General features: G+C 62.4%; 17 protein-coding genes, 1 pseudogene and 1 riboswitch. Of the genes and pseudogenes, 16 read left to right on the top strand and 2 right to left on the bottom strand.

Annotated features, from left to right (window positions below; all coding sequences use genetic code 11):
* Positions 1 to 20 precede the first annotated feature (20 nt).
* Positions 21 to 182, bottom strand: a complete 162-nt coding sequence (locus FE782_RS32695; protein WP_202914642.1) for a hypothetical protein — start codon at positions 180 to 182, stop codon at positions 21 to 23.
* A gap of 113 nt (positions 183 to 295) precedes the next feature.
* Here FE782_RS32695 and FE782_RS30355 point away from each other — a divergent pair, with 113 nt between their 5' ends.
* The 9 genes and pseudogenes from FE782_RS30355 (at position 296) to FE782_RS30315 (ending at position 13948) form a co-directional block, all read left to right on the top strand.
* Complete coding sequence (locus FE782_RS30355; RefSeq protein ID WP_138198103.1) at positions 296 to 625, top strand: ArsR/SmtB family transcription factor; 330 nt, start codon at positions 296 to 298, stop codon at positions 623 to 625.
* A gap of 116 nt (positions 626 to 741) precedes the next feature.
* A pseudogene (locus FE782_RS30350) lies at positions 742 to 1947 on the top strand (SulP family inorganic anion transporter); the annotation flags it as partial.
* 288 nt (positions 1948 to 2235) lie between these two features.
* Positions 2236 to 2697: a CtsR family transcriptional regulator gene (locus FE782_RS30345; protein WP_138198102.1), complete on the top strand. Its 462-nt coding sequence runs from the start codon at positions 2236 to 2238 to the stop codon at positions 2695 to 2697.
* Between the two features lie 41 nt (positions 2698 to 2738).
* Positions 2739 to 3257 carry a protein-arginine kinase activator protein McsA gene (gene mcsA, locus FE782_RS30340; protein ID WP_138198101.1) on the top strand — a complete coding sequence of 173 codons (519 nt, stop codon included), beginning with the start codon at positions 2739 to 2741 and terminating at the stop codon, positions 3255 to 3257.
* Positions 3258 to 3282: 25 nt separating this feature from the next.
* A complete protein-coding gene (gene mcsB, locus FE782_RS30335; protein WP_138198100.1) occupies positions 3283 to 4344 on the top strand; it encodes a protein-arginine kinase McsB in 1062 nt (353 codons plus the stop codon).
* Positions 4345 to 4380: 36 nt separating this feature from the next.
* A complete protein-coding gene (gene clpC, locus FE782_RS30330) occupies positions 4381 to 6828 on the top strand; it encodes an ATP-dependent protease ATP-binding subunit ClpC (RefSeq protein ID WP_138198099.1) in 2448 nt (815 codons plus the stop codon).
* A gap of 141 nt (positions 6829 to 6969) precedes the next feature.
* Positions 6970 to 7063: riboswitch (cyclic di-GMP riboswitch) on the top strand.
* Positions 7064 to 7172: 109 nt separating this feature from the next.
* Positions 7173 to 11192, top strand: coding sequence for an S-layer homology domain-containing protein (locus FE782_RS30325; protein ID WP_158299618.1), 4020 nt, complete (start codon positions 7173 to 7175; stop codon positions 11190 to 11192).
* Between the two features lie 126 nt (positions 11193 to 11318).
* Entirely contained in the window at positions 11319 to 13403 is a 2085-nt protein-coding gene (locus FE782_RS30320) for a transglycosylase domain-containing protein (protein WP_158299617.1), read from the top strand.
* A 68-nt stretch (positions 13404 to 13471) separates the two neighbouring features.
* Positions 13472 to 13948: a hypothetical protein gene (locus FE782_RS30315; RefSeq protein WP_138198096.1), complete on the top strand. Its 477-nt coding sequence runs from the start codon at positions 13472 to 13474 to the stop codon at positions 13946 to 13948.
* Between the two features lie 60 nt (positions 13949 to 14008).
* Here FE782_RS30315 and FE782_RS33040 read toward each other — a convergent pair whose 3' ends face one another.
* Complete coding sequence (locus tag FE782_RS33040; protein ID WP_158299616.1) at positions 14009 to 15886, bottom strand: choice-of-anchor I family protein; 1878 nt, start codon at positions 15884 to 15886, stop codon at positions 14009 to 14011.
* Between the two features lie 332 nt (positions 15887 to 16218).
* On the opposite strand from FE782_RS33040, the gene radA reads away from it, so the two are divergent.
* The 7 genes from radA to gltX all read left to right on the top strand — a co-directional run bounded on the left by radA (position 16219) and on the right by gltX (position 24103).
* Positions 16219 to 17589, top strand: a complete 1371-nt coding sequence (gene radA, locus FE782_RS30305; RefSeq protein WP_138198095.1) for a DNA repair protein RadA — start codon at positions 16219 to 16221, stop codon at positions 17587 to 17589.
* 120 nt (positions 17590 to 17709) lie between these two features.
* Entirely contained in the window at positions 17710 to 18789 is a 1080-nt protein-coding gene (disA, locus tag FE782_RS30300) for a DNA integrity scanning diadenylate cyclase DisA (RefSeq protein ID WP_138198094.1), read from the top strand.
* Between the two features lie 68 nt (positions 18790 to 18857).
* Positions 18858 to 19706 (top strand): CDP-diacylglycerol--serine O-phosphatidyltransferase, encoded by an 849-nt coding sequence (gene pssA / locus FE782_RS30295; protein ID WP_138198093.1) that lies wholly within the window; start codon positions 18858 to 18860, stop codon positions 19704 to 19706.
* Between the two features lie 505 nt (positions 19707 to 20211).
* Positions 20212 to 21303: a PIN/TRAM domain-containing protein gene (locus FE782_RS30290; protein WP_238392722.1), complete on the top strand. Its 1092-nt coding sequence runs from the start codon at positions 20212 to 20214 to the stop codon at positions 21301 to 21303.
* 77 nt (positions 21304 to 21380) lie between these two features.
* Positions 21381 to 22100 (top strand): 2-C-methyl-D-erythritol 4-phosphate cytidylyltransferase, encoded by a 720-nt coding sequence (gene ispD, locus FE782_RS30285; protein ID WP_138198092.1) that lies wholly within the window; start codon positions 21381 to 21383, stop codon positions 22098 to 22100.
* Complete coding sequence (gene ispF, locus FE782_RS30280; RefSeq protein ID WP_138198091.1) at positions 22097 to 22576, top strand: 2-C-methyl-D-erythritol 2,4-cyclodiphosphate synthase; 480 nt, start codon at positions 22097 to 22099, stop codon at positions 22574 to 22576. The genes ispD and ispF overlap by 4 nt, the downstream gene beginning before the upstream one ends.
* 60 nt (positions 22577 to 22636) lie before the next feature.
* Positions 22637 to 24103, top strand: coding sequence for a glutamate--tRNA ligase (gltX, locus tag FE782_RS30275; RefSeq protein WP_439116474.1), 1467 nt, complete (start codon positions 22637 to 22639; stop codon positions 24101 to 24103).
* The last annotated feature ends 251 nt before the right edge of the window (positions 24104 to 24354 follow it).

The raw sequence follows: 24354 nt of genomic DNA, 5'->3' as shown, positions 1-24354 counted from the left end.
GAACGCCGACGACGGCGTCGTTAATCCTTCCGTTCGCAAGCGTCGCTCGTAATCGCGGCTTGCTGCTCTTTCGTGAAGTCCTGGAAATCGTTATCCTCCGCCATCGTCTCGCCGTGCTGGTCGAGGCGGGAAGGCTGCGCTTGCCGGCCGTCTCGTTTCGGATGCGAATTTCGTCCCGTCATGACAAATCACCCCCGAAAAATAGTGTGCGCACTTTTCTCGATTTTACCGCCCCTGCATCTGTGCTATGATCTTTACAACACTAATGATTATGGAAAAAGCGGAGGGCTGCGCGATGAGCCGGACGATTCAACAATTCAAAGCGGAATTTTTCAAAGCCTTGGCTCACCCGATGCGGATCCGCATTCTCGAAGTGCTGAGCGAGGGCAGCAAGAACGTGAACGAGCTGCAGACGATTCTCGGCTCCGAGGGCTCGGCGGTGTCGCAGCAGCTCGCGGTGCTCCGGAACAAGAACGTCGTCTTCGGCGTGAAGGAAGGCACGACGGTCGTCTACTCGCTGCGGGATCCGCTGATCAAGGATTTGCTCGAGGTCGCGAAGCGAATCTTCGACAATCATCTGGTCGATGCCATCTCGCTGCTCGAGGACATGCGGAAAGAGTCGTAAACCGCAGAAAAAAGTACGCGCATCCCCCCTTGCCGACGGGGCGGAATGGGTGTATGATTCGCTATATATTCAAATAATCAAATATTCAAAATAAAGAAGGTTTGATCCGCATGGGGTTGAGGTGGAGAGGGAGATTCGAGGGCTACGACGCGTCGGCGCTGCGCAGAGACCTCGTCTCCGGGTCGATCGTCGGCATCGTCGCCATCCCGCTCGGCATGGCGTTCGCGATTCATTCGGGCGTGAAGCCGGAGTACGGGCTGTACACGACGATCGTCGCGGGCATCTTGATTTCGCTTCTGGGAGGCTCCAAGTTCCAAATCGGCGGTCCGACGGGCGCGTTCATCCCGGTGCTGTTCGCCGTCGTCCTGCAGTACGGGTACGAGAATTTGCTGATCGCCGGCTTCCTGGCGGGGATGATGCTCGTGCTCATGGGACTGGTCCGAATCGGCGGATGGATCAAGTTCATGCCGAAGCCCGTCACGGTCGGGTTTACGGCGGGCATCGCGGTCATCATCTTCGCCGGACAGTTGCCCGGCTTCCTCGGCCTGACCGGCGTGGAACGGCACGAGGCGTTCCTCGCCAACATGGGGGAAATCGCGGAACGGCTCGGGACGACGAACCCGTACAGTCTTACCGTCGGCGGTCTAAGTCTGGCCGCCATCCTGCTGACGCCGAAGCTGCTGCCTCGCGTGCCGGGCTCGCTCGTCGGCCTGCTCCTTTCGTCGGCGGCCGCCTTCCTCCTCTTCCGGGACCAAGTGGCTACCATTGGCTCGGCGTACGGGGCCATTCCGAACGCGCTCCCCGCGCTCCGATTCCCGGAGCTGTCGTGGCACCGCATCGAGACGCTTCTTCTGCCCGCCTTGCTGATCGCGCTGCTCGGCGCCGTCGAGTCGCTGCTGTCCGCGGTCGTCGCGGACGGGATGTCGGGCGATAAGCATGACAGCAACAAGGAGCTGATCGGTCAGGGCATCGCCAACATGGCGGCGCCGCTGTTCGGCGGCATCCCCGCGACGGGCGCGATCGCGCGAACCGCGACGAACATCAAGAACGGCGCCGCGTCGCCGGTATCCGGCGTATTTCACGGCCTCGTCGTGCTGCTCGTTCTGCTTCTGTTCGCGCCGTACGCGTCCCACATCCCGCTCGCCGGCATGGCTCCGGTCCTGATGACGGTCGCCTGGAACATGAGCGAGCGCAGGCATTTCGCGATGATCCTCCGCGAGAGGTCGCCGGATTCGCTCGTGCTCGTCGTCACATTCCTGCTGACCGTCTTCTCCAACCTTACGACGGCGGTCGCCGCCGGTCTCGCATTGACGTTCGTCCTGTCCCAGGGGGACCGCCTGCTCGGGGCGTTCGGACGGCGGCGGCGCGGCGGCGGCGCGCTGCGCGTGCGAAATTCTATGAAGATGAACGAAACTTTGCCTCCGGAGTAAGTAGCCGGGGGCTTTTTTGTCTATACTGAGGGTAGGAAAAAGAACTGCGATTCGCTTCGCGTCCCATACTTGGCAAAGGAATTTTTTTTGGATATAATGTTGTTAAAGTCAAAGAAAGTCAAAGTCAACGAATGAGCTCGGCGCCGACTTTCGCCGACTCGACCCATTGGAGGTCACGTCATGCGGAATACGTCCGACATGATCGAACAATATTTGAAGCAGCTTCTGCAGCAAAGCGCCGACGGCATCATCGAGCTGCAGCGCAACGAGCTGGCCGAGCAATTCCAGTGCGTTCCGTCGCAGATCAATTATGTCATCAGCACCCGCTTCACGCTCGATAAGGGGTATCTGGTCGAGAGCAAGCGCGGGGGCGGCGGATACATCCGGATTCAGAAGGTCGATCTCGGCATGCACGAGATGATTCACGTCGAGGTGTCGCAGACGATCGGCTCCGAGATCGACCAATCCGCCGCGGAAGGGCTGATCTATCGGCTCGAGGAAGCGAAGCTCGTCTCCTGCCGCGAGGCGAACCTCATGAAGGCGGCGATGCATCGCGAGACGATCGGCCTCAAGCTCCCGCTGCGGGACGAGGTTCGGGCTCGCATGCTGAAGGCGATGCTGGTGGCGCTTCTCACCAAGTAATGCGCCCGATACGTTGATCCGAAGGAAAGGGGACGAACGGTATGCTCTGTCAGGAATGCGGGAAGCGTCCCGCGACGTTGCATTTTACGAAGATCGTGAACGGCGACAAGACGGAGTTTCATTTCTGCGAGCCTTGCGCGCGGGAGAAGGGAGAGCTCATCCCCGGCACCGCGGGCGGGTTCTCGATCCACAACCTCCTCTCGGGCTTGCTCGAGCTCGACCCGACCGGCAAGCCGGCTACCGCGCAGCAGAAGGCGGCGCAGCCGCGCTGCGATTTCTGCGGCATGACGTACGCGCAGTTCAGCAAGATCGGCCGCTTCGGCTGCGGGGAATGCTATCGGCACTTCCAAGATCGGCTGACGCCGCTGCTCAAGCGCGTGCACGGCAACACGACGCACGTCGGCAAGGTGCCGAAGCGGGTCGGCAAGAAGGTGCAGCTGCGCCGGCAGATCGAGCAGCTGAAGCGCGACTTGGCCCTTAAGGTCGAGCAGGAGGAATTCGAGGCGGCGGCGAAGCTGCGCGACCAAATCCGCGAGCTTGAGCGGCAGTCGGCGTTATAGCGGGAAGGAGGCGGAGATCAGGAGCATGAGCAGATACACGGAGCATGCGGTCAGCAGCTGGATGCAGGCGGACGGGCCGGATTCGGACATCGTCATCTCGAGCCGGATCCGCATCGCCCGCAACGTGAGCAACGAACCGTTCCCGATGCTCGCGACGAATCAGCAGTCGGAAGAGGTGCTGAATCGCGTCGCGTCGGTGCTGAAGGATGAGGAGCTGAAGGTAATCGGCGACTTCGATCTCGTGCCGCTGACCGGCATGAGCGAGCTGGAGAAGCGAGTGCTCGTCGAGAAGCATCTCATCTCGCCGAACCTCGCGAACGAGGCGCGGAACGGGGCCGTCATTCTCAGCGGCAACGAAGCGGTCAGCATTATGGTGAATGAAGAGGACCATCTGCGCATACAGGTGTTGTACCCCGGATTTCAGCTGAAGGAGGCTTGGGACGTCGCGGGACGCATCGACGACATCTTCGAGTCGGTCGTCGATTACGCTTACGACGAGAAGCATGGGTACTTGACGAGCTGCCCGACGAACGTCGGCACCGGCATCCGGGCTTCGGTTATGATGCATCTGCCCGCCCTCGTCATGACGCAGCAGATGAATCGGATTCTCCAAGCGATCCAACAGGTCGGCCTCGCCGTCCGTGGGCTGTACGGAGAAGGCAGCGAGGTGATGGGGAACATCTTCCAAATTTCGAACCAAATCACCCTCGGCCAGACCGAAGAGGAGATCATCGACAACCTGCATGGGGTCGCCCGGCAAATCATCGAGCACGAGAAGGCGGCGCGGCAGAAGCTGCTGAACGAATCCCGCGCGAAATTGACGGATCGGATTCGACGCTCGTTTGGCATTTTATGTTATGCTGAGATCATGGATTCGAAGGAGGCGGCCCAGCGGCTGTCCGACGTCCGGCTGGGAATCGACCTCGGCCTGATCGAGGGGCTCTCGCCGAAGGTCATGAACGAGCTGCTCGTGATGACGCAGCCGGGCTATCTTCAACACCACTACGGCCGCCCCTTAAGCCCCGACGAACGCGACGCGCATCGCGCGAAGCTGTTCCGGGAGCGGCTGAATCCGAGCGGACGGTAGTAAATTTCATTTCTATATATTCGGAGGTGTCTACTTATGATGTTTGGACGTTTCACGGAGCGCGCCCAGAAGGTGCTCGCCCTCGCGCAGGAAGAAGCGGTACGGTTAGGCCATAACAATATCGGCACGGAGCATATTTTGCTCGGCCTCATTCGCGAAGGCGACGGCATCGCCGCGAAGGCGCTGATCGGTCTCGGTCTCGGTCTCGAGAAAATTCAAGACGAAGTGGAATCGCTCATCGGCCGCGGTCAAGAGCAGCCGACGAATATCGCATATACGCCTCGCGCGAAGAAGGTCATCGAGCTGTCGATGGACGAAGCGCGCAAGCTCGGCCATACGTACGTCGGCACGGAGCATATCTTGCTCGGCCTGATTCGCGAAGGCGAAGGCGTCGCGGCGCGCGTGCTGAACAACCTCGGGGTAAGCCTGAACAAGGCGCGCCAGCAAGTGCTCCAGCTGCTCGGCAGCAGCGAAGCGTCCTCGAGCGGACACGGCAATACGCCGGCGAACGTCAATACGCCGACGCTGGACTCGCTGGCGCGGGATCTCACGGCGGTGGCGAAGGACGGCAACCTCGATCCGGTCATCGGCCGTTCGAAGGAGATCGAACGCGTCATTCAGGTGCTGAGCCGCCGGACGAAAAACAACCCGGTGCTCATCGGGGAGCCGGGCGTCGGTAAGACGGCCGTCGCGGAAGGTCTCGCCCAACGCATCGTGGCGAACGAAATTCCGGAGACGCTGCGCGACAAGCGCGTCATGACGCTCGACATGGGCTCCGTCGTGGCGGGCACGAAATACCGCGGCGAATTCGAAGATCGCCTCAAGAAGATCATGGATGAGATCCGCCAAGCGGGCAACATCATCCTGTTCATCGACGAGCTGCACACTTTGATCGGCGCGGGCGGCGCGGAAGGCGCGATCGACGCGTCGAACATTCTGAAGCCGGCGCTCGCGCGCGGCGAGCTCCAGTGCATCGGGGCGACGACGCTGGATGAGTATCGGAAATATATCGAGAAGGACGCCGCGCTCGAGCGCCGCTTCCAGCCGATCACGGTCGACGAGCCGACGGTCGACGAAGCGATCCTCATTCTTCGCGGCCTGCGCGATCGCTACGAAGCGCATCACCGGGTGAAAATTACGGACGATGCGCTCGAGCAAGCGGTGCGCCTGTCCGACCGCTACATCAGCGACCGGTTCTTGCCGGACAAGGCGATCGACTTGATCGACGAAGCGGGCTCGAAGGTGCGCCTGCGCACGTACACGGTACCGCCGAACCTGAAGCAGCTCGAGTCCCGTCTGGAAGATATCCGCAAGGAGAAGGACGCCGCCGTTCAAAGCCAAGAGTTCGAGAAGGCCGCTTCGCTCCGCGACACGGAGCAGAAGCTGCGCGACGAGCTCGAGGAAACGAAGAACGAGTGGAAGGAAAAGCAAGGCCGCACGGACTCCGAGGTGACGCCGGACGATATCGCCCAGGTCGTCGCAAGCTGGACCGGGATCCCGGTCGTGAAGCTGGCGGAGGAAGAAACCGAGCGCTTGCTTAAGATGGAAGAAATCTTGCATAACCGCGTCATCGGCCAAGACGAAGCGGTCAAGGCGATTTCTCGAGCGGTACGCCGCTCCCGCGCCGGATTGAAGGATCCGAAGCGTCCGATGGGCTCCTTCATCTTCCTTGGACCGACGGGCGTCGGTAAGACGGAGCTGGCGCGGGCGCTTGCCGAAGCGATGTTCGGCGACGAAAATGCGGTCATCCGCATCGATATGTCGGAGTACATGGAGAAGCACTCCACGTCCCGCCTCGTCGGGGCACCTCCGGGATACGTCGGCTACGAGGAAGGCGGCCAGCTGACCGAGAAGGTGCGCCGCAAGCCGTACAGCGTCGTGCTGCTCGACGAAATCGAGAAGGCGCACCCGGAAGTGTTCAACATCCTCTTGCAAGTGCTCGAGGACGGCCGCTTGACGGACTCCAAGGGGCGATCGGTCGACTTCCGCAACACGCTCATCATCATGACGTCGAACGTCGGCGCGGACACGATCAAGAAGAACGCGACGCTCGGCTTCACGACGGGCGACGCGGCGCAGCAGACGAAGAACGCGTACGAGGCGATGCGCGAGAAGGTGCTCGCGGAGCTGAAGAAGAGCTTCCGTCCGGAGTTCCTGAACCGGATCGACGAGTCGATCGTGTTCCATCCGCTCGAGCAATCGCATATCTCGGAGATCGTCTCGCTCATGTCCGAGGAGCTGCGCAAGCGCCTGAAGTCGCAAGACATCGACTTCTCGCTGACGGATTCGGCGAAGGCGTTCCTCGCGAAGGAAGGCTTCGATCCGACGTACGGCGCGCGTCCGCTGCGCCGGGCGATCCAGAAGCACATCGAGGATCGGTTGTCCGAGGAGCTGCTCCGCGGCACGATCAAGAAGGGCGACACGGTGCTCATCGACGAGAAAGACGGCGAGCTGTCCGTGCACAGCGAAGTGACGCAGAAGTAACGAAGCGAAGACCCGATGCCCCCAAGGGGGACTCGGGTCTTCTTTATTATTGCAAAATATAGCAAAAATCGATTGCGTTCGACATCCTTCAACAGTAAAATGGAGCTTAAGAAATATTGCGGAACGTTCGGCATGCAACTAAATAACTAAAGGCAAACATTGCGAAAGCAATGGACGCAAAGCTACGGGTCTACCGCTTATCCTTCCGATAAGCTACGATCGCCGGGTTACCGATGGAGATCGTCATCATCCGCAACAATAGACTGTTCCCGGTAACGGGGAGAGTCTATTTTTTTGACTGCTTTTTTGACTACATTTTCGACACAGGAGAGGGAGAGACCGAGTTGGCTATTAGAAAATTGTTGTCCCTGTTGATGGCGGGCTGCCTGTCGCTCGCTTCGCTTGCGCCGGCGAGCGCGCTCGCGGGGGACGTTGCGCAAGAACCGCCCGTATTTACGGACATGGAGCAAAGCTGGGCCAAGGAGCAGCTTGCGGAATGGGCCGACAGCGGGTTTGTGAAAGGGTACGCCGATGGGAGCGTCCGTCCGGATGAGACGATCTCGAGGGCGGAATTCGTCGCGCTCGTCAATCGCGTATACGGATATGCCCACGCTTCGGATTCCGCCTTCTTGGACGTCGAAGCGGACGCATGGTTCGCCGACGACGTCGCGAAGGCCGCGAGGGCCGGATACGCGTCCGGGTACGAAGACGGCACGTTCCGTCCGGATCGCGAAATCAGCAGACAAGAGGCTGCGAAAATGGTTGCTGCGCTGCTGAAGCTGGAAGCGGCGGCGGAAGGCGGCGGGACTGCGTCCGCGTTTACGGACCGCGGCGACATCCCGGCGTGGAGCATCGGGTACGTCGACGCGATCGCGGCCGAAGGATATTTGCAAGGGTATCCCGACGGTGCGTTCCGTCCGGCGTCGCCGATCACGCGGGCCGAAGCCGTCGCGCTGCTGGACAGGGCGGCGGGCAAGATCCTACATAAACCGGCTGCTTTCGGGAAGGACGAGGAGCAAACCGTCGTGGCCGGGAACGTAACGGTCCGCAGTCCGGACGTCACGTTGAAAAACACGGTGATTCAGGGCGATCTGTACTTGGCTCCCGGGATCGGGGAAGGCGAAGTGTATCTCGACCGCGTGACGGTGGAAGGGAGAACGATCGTCGCCGGGGGCGGGGAGAACAGCATCGTGATCTCCGACTCCTCCTTGAACGACGTGATCGTCGAGAAAGTGACGGGCGAGGTTCGCTTAGTCGCGCAAGGCGGCACCGTCATCCATCGCACTGTCGTAAAGACGGGCGTAAAGCTGGAGGAAAACAACGCGACGCAGGGCTTCCTCGAGGTCGAGGTCATGACGACCGAAGCGTCCGCCTCGGTTCGTCTCGTCGGCGATTTCCGTATGGTTACCGTCGTCTCCGCCGCCAAAATCGACATTGCGGAAGGCTCCGTGGTCGAAGAGATCGTCGTGCACGCGGCGATCGCGGTAACGGGGGAAGGCAAGATTCTCTTCGCGGCCGTTCACATCGAGGGCGTCAGCTTCGAGCAGACCGTAGTCCGATACGAACTGTCCGAAGGGGTGACCGAGATTATCATCGGCGGAGAAGGGGCGAGCGGCGGCGTTGGTACGGAGCCGGACGATCCTGTAAGCGCTCCGGAGGGGTCGTCGCCGACGGCGCCGACCGTGCCGACCGTGCCGAACGTACCGACCGTGCCGACCGTGCCGACCGTGCCGAGCGAACCGGGGTCGGGCGAGCCCGAGGCTCCGGCGCCTACGGCGCAAGCCGTCTTCGTAACGGGCGACAAGCTGGTTGCGGCATACGACATCCCGGGCGACGCGACCCAGCATCGATGGACGTTGAAGAACAGCGTATCGGACTCCGTCTACGAGGCCGTGTATACGGCGGCGGGAGCGACTTACGGCATCTTCGCGGTCCAAGCGAGCGTTCCGCTGGACGGCGGCGTCTACACGGCGACGCGCGAGGGCTCGAGCGAAGCTCATCCTAGCGTGTTCCTGTCCTCGATCACCGTGTCCGGATCGGTGTACGCGGCCGTTTATTACGGAGGAACCGAAGCCGTCGGTTACGCGATCAACGACGGATATGTCGCAACCTTGGACCGTCATCCGGCGGATGGGGCGGTACCGCTGCGGGACGGCGACGCGATGAAGCTGTTCTATGGGGATACGATCGTATTCGAGGCGGTGTGGGACCAAGCGACGGGGCTATGGAAGTTCGAGCGGTTCAGCGAACGCATTCGGTTGAACGCGCCGGAGAACGTCGCGGCATTCGCGATTTCCAACACCGAGTTGGGATTGCTGTGGGACGCCGTGGAACACGCGGAATATTACTACGTGTACTACAGCGATTCGCAGGACGGAGAATACCGGCCGTTCCTCGACGAAACCGGGAATAAGACGCGAATCGAGCGGATGGACGAACCGCTCGTCGTCGATCCGACGAACGCTCCGCACAGCACAAGATACTATAAGGTAACTGCAGGGGCGGCGATGACGGAATCGGCGTTCAGCGCGGCCGCATGGGCGACGACCTATTACAATAAACACATTCCGTTGGACTTTACGCCGACGGATCTGATCGAGCATCCGACCGAACCGATTCTCTTCATGACGGATAAGGCAGGACAAGCGCTGCACGCCGTAAACTACGACACGGAAGAAATCGTTACGGTCGCCCTCCCGTTGCCGCCCGAGAGCATCGCTTACGCCGACGGGGAGTTGTACGTCGGGCTTTTGAAAGGCGAGCATTCGTCGTACAGGGAGGATCAATCGGGCGCGATCGCCGTCTTGGACGCGTCGACGCTCGAGACGAAAGCGTTGGCGGACGTCGCTATCGATCCGTACGACATCGCGGTCGATCGCAGCGGAACCTTCTACGTGTCGTCGGGCTCTTCGCAGTGGACGGATATCAAGTCCTATGCAAGGGCGACCATGACGGAAATCGCAACGACCGGCATCCGACAGCAGAGCTTTATCCATATGCATCCGACGCTAAATAAACTTTACGCGGTCACGACGGATACGTCCCCCCGGGATCTGACCGCCTTCCCCGTAGCGAACGGGGCGTTCGCGGACGCGGACGGGTACGACTCCCCGTACCACGGGAATTATGCGATGAGCACGAATTTCGAATTGTCCCCGGACGGGCGATACGCCTTTAACGGCGCGGGCACCGTATTCCGTACGACGGACAGCAAGTATGACGACATGCGGTACGTGTACGCGCTGAACCGGGGCTTCGCGGATATCGCGTTCCAGCTGGCAGACGGTTCTTTCTACACGGCGAAAGACAAGCTGATCGGCGTATACGATTATGGCAGCTTCGAGCAAACCGGCCAATATCATACGGATGGAACGACGGCGCGGCTCGCGAACGGAACGGATAAGCTGGCGGTCGTCTCCGCCCTGAACGGGAAATCTATAATTGAAATCGTGGAAAAGGACGCCGTCGAGACGCTGCCGCCCGTCGCGAGTCAGGGTGTCGCGTTCGACGGCATCATCGCCGACATCGCCGTCGATGTCGCCTCGAATCTTTTGTATGCCGTCGACAAGGCGTTCTGGAACTTGTATACGGTAGACTTGGAGAGCCGAGCCATCGTCCATACCTTGAAGCTTCCTTACCGGCCGTCTGGCATCGATCTCTCGGAAGACCGGACGAAGCTGTATATCGTCAACGACGCGGAACGCCAACTGGTAACGGAAGTGAGCTTACCCGATTACTCGATCGTACGACATCTGAACGCAGTCTCCGCGGCCGGCGACGAAGAGAATGCCCACCGCCACGTGTACGACTACGCCGGCAAGCTGTTCGTCGTTACGGGTCAATGGGACCCGACGCTGCTACTGTTCGATGCGGCGACGTTCGCGCCGGTCGCGTACGCGCCGTCGATGAAGAGCGTGGGCGGCATCGCCTTCGCAAGCGGGGAGAGCAAGTTCTACTATTGGCATCAGTACGGTTGGGGCGCGGGTTACGCGGGATCCGACGTATACGAGGTTTCGGTGAACGGAACGTCGCTCGCGAAGACGGACGCCTCGTCGTTAGGTTACCCGAATATGGATCGGGATCCGCTCGATGCCCCGGTGCTCCTCGCGAAAGACGAGAGCTTGGTGATCGCCAAGGACAAAGTATTTTCCAGTGCCGACTTATCGCAAGTGATCCATGAGTTCCCGGAGCCGATCTATGCCGTCAGCCCGAACGGCGACCGCGCGGCCGGGAAGACGGGCATCTACGACCTGACGACATTCGAGAAGCTGGAGACGTTGTCGTTAGCCAAGGCGACGCATCTGTTCTACGACGCGCACGGCAATCTGCACTATATGCTGGACAATGCGCTGCGCATGAAATAATCGAAGCCCCGAACCTCGGAACGATTCCGGCGTTCGGGGTTTCTTCATTGCGACGCCGTACGCCCCGAAATTCGAACTCCCTTTCGAATGTTATCCGAAAAACGGGTCGAGAGGTTGCTGCCATACATGAAACGGAAATGGAAACGAATCGCGGCCTGGGGACTGCTCGCGTCGTTGTCGGGCGCCGCGCTGTTGTTCCTGACGGCGGCGTCGTACGTAACGTCGCTCGACGTCGACGAGCTCGGCGAGCCGCTCCCGTCGCCGACGGTCGTACTGGATCGCGACGGCGAGGAGATATTCAAGCTGTCGGTGCGCAAGTTCGAGCCGGTCTCGATCGATCGGATGCCCGAGGTATTGCTGGAAGCGATCATCGCGGTCGAGGACCGGCGGTATTACGACCACCCCGGCGTCGATATCGCTTCGATCGCGAGAGCGTTATATAAGGATTTGCAAGCGGGGGAATACGTGGAAGGCGCGAGCACGATTACGCAGCAGCTCGCGAAGCGGGCGTTCCTGACGCCGGACAAGAGCATCGAGCGCAAGCTGAAGGAGGCCGCGTACGCGCTCAAGATCGAGATGACGTACGACAAGGAAGAAGTGCTCGAGCGGTATTTGAACTCGATTTATTTCGGGGAGGGCGCGTACGGCGTCCAAGCGGCCAGCCGGACGTATTTCGGGAAGGACGTCTCGGAGCTGACGCTGCCTGAGGCGGCGCTGCTCGCGGGCTTGCCGAAGGCGCCGAGCCGGTATTCGCCGGTCGACAACCCGGAAGGGGCGGCGGAACGGCGGAATCTGGCGCTTTCGCTTATGGCCGAGCAAAAGTTGATTACCGAAGCGGAGTATGAGGCGGCCGTCGCGACGCCTCTGGCGCTTCACGACGGCGCGGCCGACGAGGCGCGCCGGGCGTCGTTCGCGTCGTATATCGATGCGGTCGTCGCGGAGGCCGAGGAGAAGCACGGCATTACGGAGAGACAGCTGATGGCGGGCGGGTTCACGATCCGGACCGAGATGGATCGTCGAATGCAGGAGGCCGCCGCCGCGGTGTATGCCGATCCGGCGATGTTTCCGCCGTCCGAGAACGGGCAAACGGTGGAGAGCGGCGCCGTGTTCCTGGACCAGACGACGGGCGGCATCCGCGCATTGATCGGCTCGCGGGAGAGCGGGCCGTACCGGGCGTTCAACCGGGCGACGCAGCTGAAGCGGCAGCCGGGCTCCGCGTTCAAGCCGATCGCGGTGTACGGCCCCGCATTGGAGGCGGGGTATACGCCGTACTCCGAGCTGTACGACGGACCGTTCGACGCGAACGGCTACCGCCCGCGCAACTGGGACGGCCGCTACCACGGCGACGTGACGATGGCGGAGGCGATCCGGCAGTCGTGGAACGTACCGCCGGTGTGGCTGCTGCAGCAGCTCGGCATCGACAAGGGGCTGGAGTTTGCGGCTCGGCTCGGCATTCCGCTCGGCGACGCGGACCGCAATCTAGGACTCGCGCTCGGCGGCTTGTCGGAAGGGGTATCGCCGCTGCAGATGGCGCAGGCGTTCTCCGCGTTCGCGAACGGCGGGGCGATGCACGAGGCGCACACGATCCGCGAGATCGTCTCGCACGACGGCGCCGTCGTCGGTCAAGCGGACGCGGAGCCGGTGCAGGCGATGGATCCGAACGCGGCGTATACGATGACGCTGCTGCTGCGGCATGCCGTGGAGGAAGGGACCGGCAAGCAGGGCGCCGTCCCGGGCTGGGCGACGGCCGGCAAGACGGGCACGACGGAGCTGCCCGAGACGGAGGAGTTCGCCGGCATCGACGGCGGGGCGAAAGACTTGTGGTTCGCGGGATATACGCCTGCGCTGACGGGGGCGGTATGGATCGGGTACGACAAGACCGACCGGGAGCACTACATGAAGACGAGCAGCGCCGCGGCGGCCGCCGTCTTCCGGGAAGTGGCGACGCGGGCGCTCGCGGAGACGGCGCCGGCGGACTTCGTGCCGCCGCCGGGCTTCCGGGCGGATTGGGACCGGGACGGGAAGAAAGAGGAAGAATCGAAGAACAAGAAGGACAAGAAAGACAAAGGGAAAGGAAAGGGACGGAAGGACGACCGGGACGACGAGGATCGCGAAGACGAGCGGGATGACGACGATGATGACGACGACGATGATGAGAAGGAAGAAGAGCGGAAGGGGAAGGACAAAGGCAAGGGGAAAGAGAGAGACTAATCGCTAAGCATGGAAACGCTCCGCCTGGAAATAATGAGAATACATTCCAAGGCGGAGCGAGGGATACGATGGAATTCGAGCTGGACCGGGCCGGTCGCACGGCCGACGGCGAACGGTATTATGTGTATGCGAATTCGAAAGGAAAGAAACGCTGCATCGGCCAAGTCGTGCGGTCGGAGCGATCGGGGCTATGGTCGGCGTATGCGGACGGCGAGCTGCTGTCCTGCGCATCGACGTCGGAGGAAGCCGCGCTTAAGCTGTGGACGTTCGAATCCGTGCGGCGGCCCGACGGCGACGGATCGCGGAAGCCGATCTGGGAATGCTCGGTGGAGGAGCGGTTCGCCCGGCTCCGCCGGAAATTTCCGAAGGAGGCCCATTTCTCGGAGCGGATCGTCGAAGACGTGCGGCATGTGCCGATCGAACGCCGCGCCCGCTTGCTGCAAGACGTCTCCGAGTTGATCGGAGACATGGAGACGCAGCTGCTTTGGTGGCGGAAGGTGAAGAAGGAGCTGACCGCCGCCCCGAAGTTAAGCCGCTATAAATAATGCGAAGCGCCCTCTCCGGGATCGGAGGGGCGCTTCGCGCGTTGTTAAGAGGCGGATCGATTACCGCGGGAGCTTCACGGATTGCCCGGGGTAGATTAGGTTCGGATCGCGGAACCGGTTGATCGCTTGCAGCTGCCGCCACGTCAAGCCGTAGTTCGCGGCGATGCCCGTCAGCGTGTCGCCGGGCTTCACGACGTAGACGCCGGAAGTCGACGCGGGTGCCGTCGCGTCGGCGGTCCCGTTCGCTTCGGCGGCCGAGGCCGTCTCGAAGCCGTATACCGCTACGGTGCCGGAAACCTCGTGCGCGACGAGCAGCAGCGGCATCCCGTTCGGGCTGTCTTCGGCGGGAACGAACGCCATCCCTTCCGGCGCCAGGTCGCCCCGCGGCTCCTCCGAGCCGAAGTCGCGCGTCGTGAAGTAGCCGTCCGCGCCGGGCTTCTCGGGATTCGTGACGTTCTGCCAGTAGATGCCCCCGGTCCGCTCGAGTCCGACGAAGGCGTACCGTTCGCCGTCGACGACGCCCGTCGCGACCGCTTCCGGCTCCGGCCCCTTGTCGTCGCTTCGATCGTCGAACGCGTTCTCCGTATTGTCCGCGTTATACATCGCGCCCCACGACGCGGACTTCGTCTTCGCCGCCGTCTCGGCGGCTTCCATCGTCAACCGTTCGAGCCGGCTGCCGCTGTCGTAGACGCGCGCGACCCGGCCGTCCGCGGACGCTTCCCAGATCGTATAGGAGCGAGCGCCGAAGCTATAGATCGCGTCGTATTTGCCTTCCGCGTTCGTCGGGGCGGCGATCGTCGTCTTCAATCGGCCGAGCGCCTCTTCGCCGAAGGCGTCCGAGGCGAAGGCGTATCGCTCGACCAAGTCTTCGACGCGCGTCTCTTCCGAGTATCCTTCGTAATCGCGGGAGTCGCCTTCGTTCGCCGTCAGGACGTACTGCTTCCCGCCGCTCGAGAATACGTCCATGCCGTCGGGCATGTACATCCCGAGCACCGGCCAAGGCCGGATCGAAGCGTCGTCGTCCTTGTCGGACGCGTCCAAGCCGCCGTCCTCGGCGTAAGGCTTGTACCCGAGGCTGCGGACGGCCGTGAACGAAGCGGAGGCGATGTTGAGAATGCCGATCGCGTTCGCTTCCTGCAGCGCGACGAAGGCGCTCTTGCCGTCCTCGGCGACCGCGATGTACTCCGGCTCCAAATCTTGCGCGTACGGCACGTCGGCTTTCGCCTTGCGGACGTCGCCGGCGACGATATCGTCCGTGAACCGGGCGGTCCGGACATGCTCGGCCGTCAGCCCTTCCACGCCGCCGCGCACGTCGATGATCGAGACGCTGCCTTCCGGATCGACGCTGTAGTCGTCGCTCGGCTCGCCTTCGTTCGCGACGAGCACGTAGCCGCCGTCCGGGGTGAACGTCAGCATGTCCGGCAGCGCGCCGACCTCGACGAAGCCGAGCAGGGCGCCGTTCGTATCGACGAATACGACGTGCCCGTTCTCCTGCTTCGGATCGTTCGGCACGGCGACGGCGAGGACGCCGCCCTTCGGATGAAGCGCGACGCTCGTAATGTCGCCGGCTTGCACCCGCCCGGCGGTAAGCGTCTCGACGGGGAGACGCTTGACGAGCGGCAGCGCTTCGACGACCGTCGACCGATCGCGCAGCGGGGCCAGATCGAAGATGTCGAGCGCTTCCTCGGCGCCGTTCACCGCGAAGCCGCGCTGCGTCGCAGGATCGTACGCGACGATCTCCGCGCCGGCTTCGTCCAGTCCGGCGCCGCTGACGTACCGGCCGAGGTAGTGCACCTTCAGCTCCGAGGCGGCGGGGACGGACAGGAACGGCTTCGCTTCGGCGCCCGCCGAGGCGCCGAATGCCGCGCCGGACCATCCGCTTGCTGCGACGACGGCGGCGATCGCGCCGGTCGTCCATCGTTGGATCGGCTTTTTCATGAATGGACCCCTCCGTTATCATCAAGGTATATGCCCTCACATCATAATCGTCTCGTGTTAACCGGACATGATGGCAATGTAAACCGCATGTAAAAAAGTAGAAAACTTGAATACATAGGGCGAACGGTCCCTGACGTATGGGGTATGTTTCTTCGATCGGGAATCGGAGAGAATGGGTCTAGCGGCAATAGGGCGTAACTGTCGTCAATCCGGCGAAATACCGCATCGATTCGACCGATTTCCTTGCGGAATCTGTCTAAAGGTGCAGGATTTTGTCAGTTGACGGAGAATAGTACCGGATAGCGAAAGAAAGCGGAGCGAAGGAAACGACCATGGGGAAAAGTAAAACGAAATTCGTCTGCCAAGACTGCGGCACGGAATCGCCGAAGTGGCTGGGGAAGTGCCCCGGCTGCAACGCTTGGAATACGTTCGTCGAGGAGACGGAGACGGTCGTGAAGACGGCCGGTGTCGCGGTGCCGGGCCTCTCCGGCGCGAAGGAGCGGCCGCAGCCGATCACCAAGATCGTCAGCTCGCAGGAGCCCCGGATCGACGCGGGCAGCGGGGAGCTGAACCGCGTGCTCGGCGGCGGTCTCGTGCCGGGGTCGCTCATCCTCGTCGGCGGGGACCCCGGCATCGGCAAGTCGACGCTGCTGCTGCAGACGTCGCATCATCTCGCGCGCGCGGGGCAGCGCGTGCTGTACGTGACGGGCGAGGAGTCGGCGCGTCAGATCAAGATGCGCGCGGAGCGGCTCGGCGCGGAAGCCGATTCGCTGTTCGTGTTGTGCGAGACGAACACGGACCACATCTTCGAGGCGCTCGACGACGTGCGGCCGGACATCCTCGTCGTGGACTCCATCCAGACGGTGTATCAGCCGGGCGTCGCGTCGGCGCCGGGCAGCGTGTCCCAGGTGCGGGAATGCACCGGGCTGTTCATGCGGATCGCCAAGCAGCGCGGCGTCGCGACCCTGCTCGTCGGCCACGTGACGAAGGAAGGCGCCATCGCGGGCCCGCGGCTGCTCGAGCACATGGTGGACACCGTGCTGTACTTCGAGGGCGAGCGGCATAATACGTACCGCATGCTGCGCGCGGTGAAGAACCGGTTCGGGTCGACGAACGAAATCGGCATTTTCGAGATGATCGAGAACGGCTTGACCGAGGTGAAGAACCCCTCGGAGCTGTTCCTCTCCGAGCGTCCGCTCGGCGTCGCGGGGTCGACTGTCGTCGCCTCGATGGAGGGGACGCGGCCGGTGCTCGTCGAGCTGCAGGCGCTCGTGTCGTCGACGAACTTTCCGTCCCCTCGCCGGATGGCGACGGGGGTCGATTACAACCGGTTGAACCTGATCATCGCGGTGCTGGAGAAGCGCGTCGGCATGCATCTGCAGACGCAGGACGCGTACTTGAACGTCGCGGGCGGCGTGAAGCTGGACGAGCCTGCGGCCGATCTCGGCATCGCCGTGGCGCTCGCGTCGAGCTTCCGGGATAAGCCGACCCGGCCGGAGGACGTCGTCTTCGGGGAGATCGGCCTGACCGGCGAGGTGCGCGGCGTCTCCCGCGTCGATCAGCGGGTGAACGAGGCGCTCAAGCTCGGCTTCAAGCGCGTCATCGTGCCGGACAAGAGCATGAAGCAGTGGACGCCGCCTCGGGGCATCGAGGTCGTCCCCGTCGGAACGGTGCGGGACGCGCTGAATTTGCTGCTGCCGTAGGGCGTAGGGAACGTTTTCCGAAAAAAGACGAAAACGAAGTGCAAACTTCGGTCCTTTTTATATACAATAGTTATTAGAAGTTTCTTCGGATCGAACGTCCGCATCGTCAGGAGGGTACACATGGTCAAGGAAGAGCATACGCCAGAAATCATGAGCGGACTGCTGCAGCTCGTCGCGCCGGGGACGCCGTTCCGGGAAGGACTCGAGAACGTGCTCCGCGCGAAAACCGGAGGACTTATCGTCTGCGGTTACTCGCCGGAGGTCATGGACCTCGTAGACGGCGGATTTTCCATCAATTGCGATTTCTCGCCGAACTATCTGTACGAGCTGGCCAAGATGGACGGCGCTATTATATTAAGCGAGGATTTAAGACGTATTTTATTCGCGAATACGCAGCTCATTCCGGATTCGTCGATCGCATCGTCGGAGACGGGCATTCGGCACCGGACGGCGGAGCGCGTCGCGAAGCAGACGGGCAAGCTGGTCGTCTCGATTTCGCAGCGGCGGAACGTCATTACGCTGTACCAAGGGCAGCTGCGATATGCGCTCAAGGACATGGGCGTCATTCTGACGAAGGCGAACCAAGCGATCCAAACGTTGGAAAAGTATAAAGCCGTTCTCGACCAAGCGCTGACGAACTTGTCGGCCGCCGAATTCGAGGAGATCGTCACGCTGCACGACGTCACGAACGTCGTGCAGCGCGCCGAGATGGTGCTGCGCATCAAGGCGGAGATTAACCGCTACATCAACGAGCTCGGCAACGAGGGAAGACTCATCTCCATGCAGCTCGAGGAGCTCGTGACCGGCGTGGAGGACGAGACCTACCTGCTGCTGAAGGATTACATGCGCGATCCCGTCGAGGAGAAGCTTCGGGACGCCGTGGCGGGGCTCATGCGCATGACGGACGACGAGCTGCTCGAAGACCATCACGTCGTGCGGATGCTCGGCTACCCGAACACGACGGCGATGATGGAAGAGTCGCTCTCGCCTCGCGGCTTCCGGATGCTCAGCAAAATTCCGCGTCTTCCGACGCTCATTATCGGCAACTTGGTCGAGCAGTTCGGCCAGCTGCCGCACGTGCTCATGGCGACGATCGAGGAGCTCGACGAGGTCGACGGCATCGGCGAGGTGCGGGCGCGGACGATCAAGGAAGGGCTGAAGCGGATCCAGGAGCAGGTGCTGGTCGACCGTCATATTTAAGGGAATTTCGCGAAGCTTTGGGTTCGGCGAGCATTTCGGGTATCATAAAGGGCAGAGGTGTGTAGCCGATGGGTTGGAAACAGCTTCCGAACTGGTTCACGGTCGGAAATTTATTTCTAGGGATTCTCGCCATAATCATGGTGTTTAACGAACGGTCCGACATGGCCTCCATCCTCGTCATCATCGCGATGCTGCTCGACGGATTGGACGGCCGCGTCGCCCGGGCGCTGAACGCGCAGAGCGAATTCGGCAAGGAGCTCGATTCGTTGTCCGACGTCATCTCCTTCGGCGTGGCGCCGGCGTTCGTCATGTACGTCGCCGCGTTCCAAGGGCTGCACGAGGCGCTCGGCTGGATCGTGACGGCGCTGTTCCCGATCTGCGGCGCGCTGCGCCTCGCCCGGTTCAACGTCATGGACGGCTTGCCGGGGTACTTCCTGGGTTTGCCGATTCCGGCGGCCGGCGGGGTGCTTTGCACGCTGGCGCTGTTCTCCGATTCGATCCCGATCTGGGTCATGGTGCTGTCGTCGCTCGCGTTGTCGTTCCTTATGGTCAGCACGGTGAAATATCCGAGCTTCAAGAAGCTCGCGTTGTCCAAGAAGGCGATTTGGATTACGCCGATCATCATTATCGGCGCGGCGTCGGTCGCGGTGCTGTACCCGGGCTGGGCGTCGAAGCTGCTGTTTATCCCGCTGCTGCTGTACGCGCTGTTCGGCCTCCGGAAGAACGTGGAGGTGATCGCCCGCGCGGCGGGCCGCCGCGTGCGGAACGTTCGCGTGCCGGGGGTGCGGGCGCGCGGCGCGGACGGGCAGAAGCCGCTGCTCGCGCGGCGGGGCTGGAAGCTGCGCAGGGGCGGGCCGAAAGGCGGGGCCGACGCGAAGGACGAGGCGCCTCCGCCGCCGAGTCGGAAAAGCGAATAGGTTGTAGTCGGGAATCCGCTCTCGGATCCGCGTGCGAACGCGACCGGGGGCGGATTTTTTCGTGCGGTCGTATTGGCGGCAGCTTGGGGACGAGTGCACCACGAGAGTGCAGAAAATGAACCGGAGCGGTGCGAAAGGTGCACCAACGGAGTGCAGTACGGCGCGAAGAGGATGCCTGCGGGCGGCCAGCCGGGGCGGGTTGCACCACGGGAGTGCAGAAAATGAACCGGAGCGGTGCGAAAGGTGCACCAACGGAGTGCAGTACGGCGCGAAGAGGATGCCTGCGGGCGGCCAGCCGGGGGACGGAGTGCACCACGAGAGTGTAGAAAGCGAACCGGAGCGGTGCGAAAGGTGCACCAACGGAGTGCAGTGCCGCCCGTGGGCGCGCAGGTGACGAGAGGGAACGCGTGCCGTGCTCCTCCTCCAAGAATTTCTTCGACCCGAGATTAACCTTCCAAAAAGTGGACCATACTTCTAAGGACACAATTAAGGAGGTGAGCACGTGATGTGGACCAACACATTTCGCTCAGTATTTACGGTTTTCGGGGGTTTCCTCGGCTATCAAATTTCGGCGGCGTTTCAGCACGACATGCTGGGGTATCTCGTTCCCGGCGTTGCGTTCGGCTCGATCGAAGGCCAGAGCTACGGCTTGGCGGGCGCGTTTGCTATTCTTTTCTATTTCGGCTACTCATGGATCGCTCGGATCGGGAATCGCGCGTTAGCGAAGGCGGAGGAGCGGCTGTACGGCTTGCCGGCGGCGGACGCGGCCGCGGGCATCGTCGGGCTCGTCGTCGGGCTCGTCGTCGCGGCGCTGCTCTACCCGGCGTTCCGCGCGTTCGGCGCGGCCGCGCCGTGGCTCGCGGTGCTGGCGACGCTGGCGCTCGGCGCGCTCGGCGCGCGGTTCGCCGTCGCGAAGCGCCCCGACGTCCTCGGCTGGATCGACGCGGCTCGTACGCCGGTCGTCAAGGAAGAGCCGAAGCGCATCTACGAGCATAAGATTCTCGATACGAGCGTCATCATCGACGGCCGCATCGCGGACATCTGCAAGACCGGCTTTCTCGAAGGCACCCTCGTCATTCCGGAATTCGTGCTCGAGGAGCTGCAGCACATCGCGGATTCGTCCGACCTGCTCAAGCGCAACCGGGGGCGCCGCGGCCTCGACATCCTGAACAAGATCCAGAAGGAACTGGACGTGAAGGTGCTCATTTACGAGGGCGACTACGACGAAATTTCCGAGGTCGACAGCAAGCTGGTGAAGCTGGCGAAGGCGCTGCACGGCAAGGTCGTCACGAACGACTTCAACCTGAACAAGGTGTGCGAGCTGCAGGGCGTGGCGGTGCTGAACATCAACGACCTCGCGAACGCGGTGAAGCCGGTCGTGCTGCCGGGCGAAGAAATCATGGTGCAGGTCATCAAGGACGGCAAGGAGCACGGGCAAGGCGTCGCGTACCTCGACGACGGCACGATGATCGTCGTGGAAGGCGGGCGCGATTACATCGGCTCGCATCTCGAGGTGCTGGTGACGAGCGTGCTGCAGACGTCGGCGGGACGCATGATTTTCGCGAAACCGAAGCAGTTGGAAAAGGCCGCGCAATAACCGCCCCCGTCCCCCGCTCGAAATCGTTCCGCCGCTTATGGTAAGATAGACGGAAATATCGGCTGGGGGTAGGCAACGTGGCGACAGCAGGTGCCGTCATCGTATCCGCGGGCGTCGGGAAACGAATGAACGCGGCGGTTAGCAAACAATACATACCTGTCGGCGGGAAGCCGGTCGTCGTACACGCCCTCGAGGCGTTCGAGCGGACCGCGTCGGTAGACGCGGTCGCGCTCGTCGTCGGCGCGGGCGACGAAGCGTACGGGCGGGAGCTGGTCGAGACGTACGGCCTCCGCAAGGTCGTCGCCGTCGTCTCGGGCGGCGCGGAGCGGCAGCACTCGGTGCTGCGCGGTCTCGAGGCGCTGCTCGAGCGGCGGCCGGAGACGGCGTGGGCGCTCGTGCACGACGGAGCTCGGCCGCTCGTGACGCCGGACGTCGTCGAGCGCTGCCTCGCCGCGGCGGCGGAGACGGGCGCATCGGTGCCGGGCGTGCCGGTGAAGGATACGATCAAAATCGCGGACGCGAACGGCTTAGTCGCCGGGACGCCGGAGCGGAGCAGCTTGTGGGCGGTGCAAACCCCACAAGCTTTTCGCGTTGATTTGCTGCTCGAAGCGCATCGGCGCGCGGCGGCGGACGGCTTCCTCGGCACGGACGACGCGATGCTCGTGGAGCGGCTCGGCGTACGCGTGAAGATCGCCGAGGGCGATTACCGCAATATCAAGGTGACGACGCCGGACGATCTGGAGCTCGCGGAGCGGCTGCTGGGGAAAACGGAGAACATGGGGGAGCGAGAGAGATGATACGAGTAGGGCAAGGGTTCGACGTGCACGCGTTCGCGGAAGGACGCAAGTGCATCATCGGCGGCGTGGACATTCCGTTCGAGAAGGGGCTGCTCGGCCATTCCGACGCCGACGTACTGCTGCACGCGGTCGCGGACGCGGTGCTCGGCGCGATGGGGCTGGGGGACATCGGGAAGCATTTTCCGGATACGGATCCTGCCTTCAAAGACGCAGACAGCATGAAGCTGCTCGAGCATGTGTGGGGGTTGGCGCGGGAACGAGGGTACAGCTTAGGCAACGCGGACTGCACGGTCATCGCGCAGCGGCCGAAGATGGCGCCGCACATCGAGAGCATGGTCGCGAACATCGCGCGAGCGCTGGGCGCCGAGCCGTCGCAGGTGAACGTGAAAGCGACGACGTCGGAGAAGCTCGGCTTCACGGGGCGAGAAGAAGGCATCGCGGCGATGGCGACCGTATGCTTGACGAAGCTTCCGTAAGCGGTATGATAGGGAAATAAATCATTTTCGGTAATCGTGGAAGGGCGTGACCTATACACTATGATGGGCAACGGAACGGTGCGCACTCGTTATGCGCCGAGCCCGACGGGGCATCTGCATATCGGCGGGGCAAGGACGGCATTATTCAGTTATTTGTACGCTCGGAATCGGGGCGGGGAGTTCATTATCCGGATCGAGGATACGGATCAGACGCGGCACGTCGAGACGGGCGTCGACAGCCAGCTGAACGGGCTGAAGTGGCTCGGTCTCGATTGGAACGAGAGCGTGGACGTCGGCGGTCCGTACGGCCCTTATCGCCAGCTCGAGCGTCTTGATCTTTATAAAGAGTACGCGGACAAGTTGATCGCCGGCGGGCATGCGTACTATTGCTATTGCTCCGAGGCGGAGCTGGACGCGGAGCGGGAAGCGCAGGAAGCGCGCGGCGAAATGCCGCGGTACGGCGGCCGCTGCCGCTCGCTGACGGCGGAGCAGGCCGAGGCGTTCCGCGCCGAGGGGCGCAAGCCGACGATTCGCTTCCGCGTGCCGGCGGACGTGACGTACGCGTTCGAGGACGAGGTGCGCGGCCAGGTCGAATTCCAATCGAACGACATCGGCGATTGGATCATGGTGCGGCCGGACGGTATCCCGACATATAACTACGCCGTCGTGATCGACGACCATCTGATGAAGATCACCCACGTCGTACGCGGCGAGGAGCATCTCTCCAACACGCCGCGCCAGCTTATGGTATATCGAGCGATCGGCGCGGAGCCGCCGAAATTCGGCCATCTGCCGCTCATCTTGAACCAAGACCGGAAGAAGATGAGCAAGCGCGACGAGTCGATCCTTCAATTCATCGAGCAGTATCGCGAGCTAGGCTACTTGCCTGAAGCGATCGTGAACTTCATCGTGCTGCTCGGCTGGTCACCTGGCGGAGAGCAGGAGATCTTCTCGAAGGAAGAGCTGATCGGGCAATTCGGGTTGGACCGCGTCTCGAAGAGCGGCGCCGTGTTCGACACGGAGAAGCTGAACTGGATGAACAACCACTACTTGCGCGCGGCCGACTTGGACCGCGTCGTCGATCTGGCGATTCCGCATCTCGCGCGCGCCGGACGCATCCCGGCCGAGCTCGACGCGGCGGGCCGCGAATGGGTGACCGCGCTCGTGGCGTTGTACTTGGAACAGCTTCGGTATGCCGCGGAGATCGTCGACTTGACGCCGATGTTCTTCGAGGAGCGTCCTTCCGTCGAGGAAGAAGCGGCGGTCGTGCTCACGGAGGAGCAGGTGCCGACGGTGGTGCGCGCGTTCGCGGAGCAGGTGAGGGCGATCCCGGACGAAGCGTATTCGGCCGACGCCATTAAAGCGGCGCTGAAGGCGGTGCAGACGGAAACCGGCTTCAAGGGCAAGCAGCTGTTCATGCCGATCCGCGCGGCGCTCACGGGGCAGACGCACGGCCGCGACCTCAATCAGACGTTGTGGCTGCTCGGCAAGGAGAAGGTGCTGGCGCGTCTGCGGGAACGGATGTAGGTTCGCGCCGTTCGGGGTTGTCAAACCGCCGGACTGTGGCTATACTGGTTGGTAACATATGCAAGAGGCAACGAGCAGGAGAAGTACGTTGGAACGCGGTTCCCCAGAGAGGACGGTCTCGCTGAAATCCGTCCGGATCGCCCCGACCGAATTGCGCCTGTGAGCCGACCGCCGAACCGGATTCCCGGTAGGCGAGTCCGGGTGGTCCCCGTTACGAACCGATGAAAGCGGGACGATGCGCGCAATACGAC

The organism is Paenibacillus antri, assembly GCF_005765165.1.
GTDB classification, from domain to species: Bacteria; Bacillota; Bacilli; order Paenibacillales; family YIM-B00363; genus Paenibacillus_AE; species Paenibacillus_AE antri.
The sequence above is the reverse complement of the archived record's forward strand: the minus strand, read 5'-3'. Positions and strand labels throughout refer to the sequence as shown.

Bases quoted from the DNA above. Each gene is read 5' to 3' on its own strand.
- FE782_RS32695 (WP_202914642.1), bottom strand. From the start codon at position 182: ATGACGGGACGAAATTCGCATCCGAAACGAGACGGCCGGCAAGCGCAG.
- FE782_RS30355 (WP_138198103.1), top strand. From the start codon at position 296: ATGAGCCGGACGATTCAACAATTCAAAGCGGAATTTTTCAAAGCCTTG.
- FE782_RS30345 (WP_138198102.1), top strand. From the start codon at position 2,236: ATGCGGAATACGTCCGACATGATCGAACAATATTTGAAGCAGCTTCTG.
- mcsA (WP_138198101.1), top strand. From the start codon at position 2,739: ATGCTCTGTCAGGAATGCGGGAAGCGTCCCGCGACGTTGCATTTTACG.
- mcsB (WP_138198100.1), top strand. From the start codon at position 3,283: ATGAGCAGATACACGGAGCATGCGGTCAGCAGCTGGATGCAGGCGGAC.
- clpC (WP_138198099.1), top strand. From the start codon at position 4,381: ATGATGTTTGGACGTTTCACGGAGCGCGCCCAGAAGGTGCTCGCCCTC.
- FE782_RS30320 (WP_158299617.1), top strand. From the start codon at position 11,319: ATGAAACGGAAATGGAAACGAATCGCGGCCTGGGGACTGCTCGCGTCG.
- FE782_RS30315 (WP_138198096.1), top strand. From the start codon at position 13,472: ATGGAATTCGAGCTGGACCGGGCCGGTCGCACGGCCGACGGCGAACGG.
- FE782_RS33040 (WP_158299616.1), bottom strand. From the start codon at position 15,886: ATGAAAAAGCCGATCCAACGATGGACGACCGGCGCGATCGCCGCCGTC.
- radA (WP_138198095.1), top strand. From the start codon at position 16,219: ATGGGGAAAAGTAAAACGAAATTCGTCTGCCAAGACTGCGGCACGGAA.
- disA (WP_138198094.1), top strand. From the start codon at position 17,710: ATGGTCAAGGAAGAGCATACGCCAGAAATCATGAGCGGACTGCTGCAG.
- pssA (WP_138198093.1), top strand. From the start codon at position 18,858: ATGGGTTGGAAACAGCTTCCGAACTGGTTCACGGTCGGAAATTTATTT.
- FE782_RS30290 (WP_238392722.1), top strand. From the start codon at position 20,212: ATGTGGACCAACACATTTCGCTCAGTATTTACGGTTTTCGGGGGTTTC.
- ispF (WP_138198091.1), top strand. From the start codon at position 22,097: ATGATACGAGTAGGGCAAGGGTTCGACGTGCACGCGTTCGCGGAAGGA.
- gltX (WP_439116474.1), top strand. From the start codon at position 22,637: ATGATGGGCAACGGAACGGTGCGCACTCGTTATGCGCCGAGCCCGACG.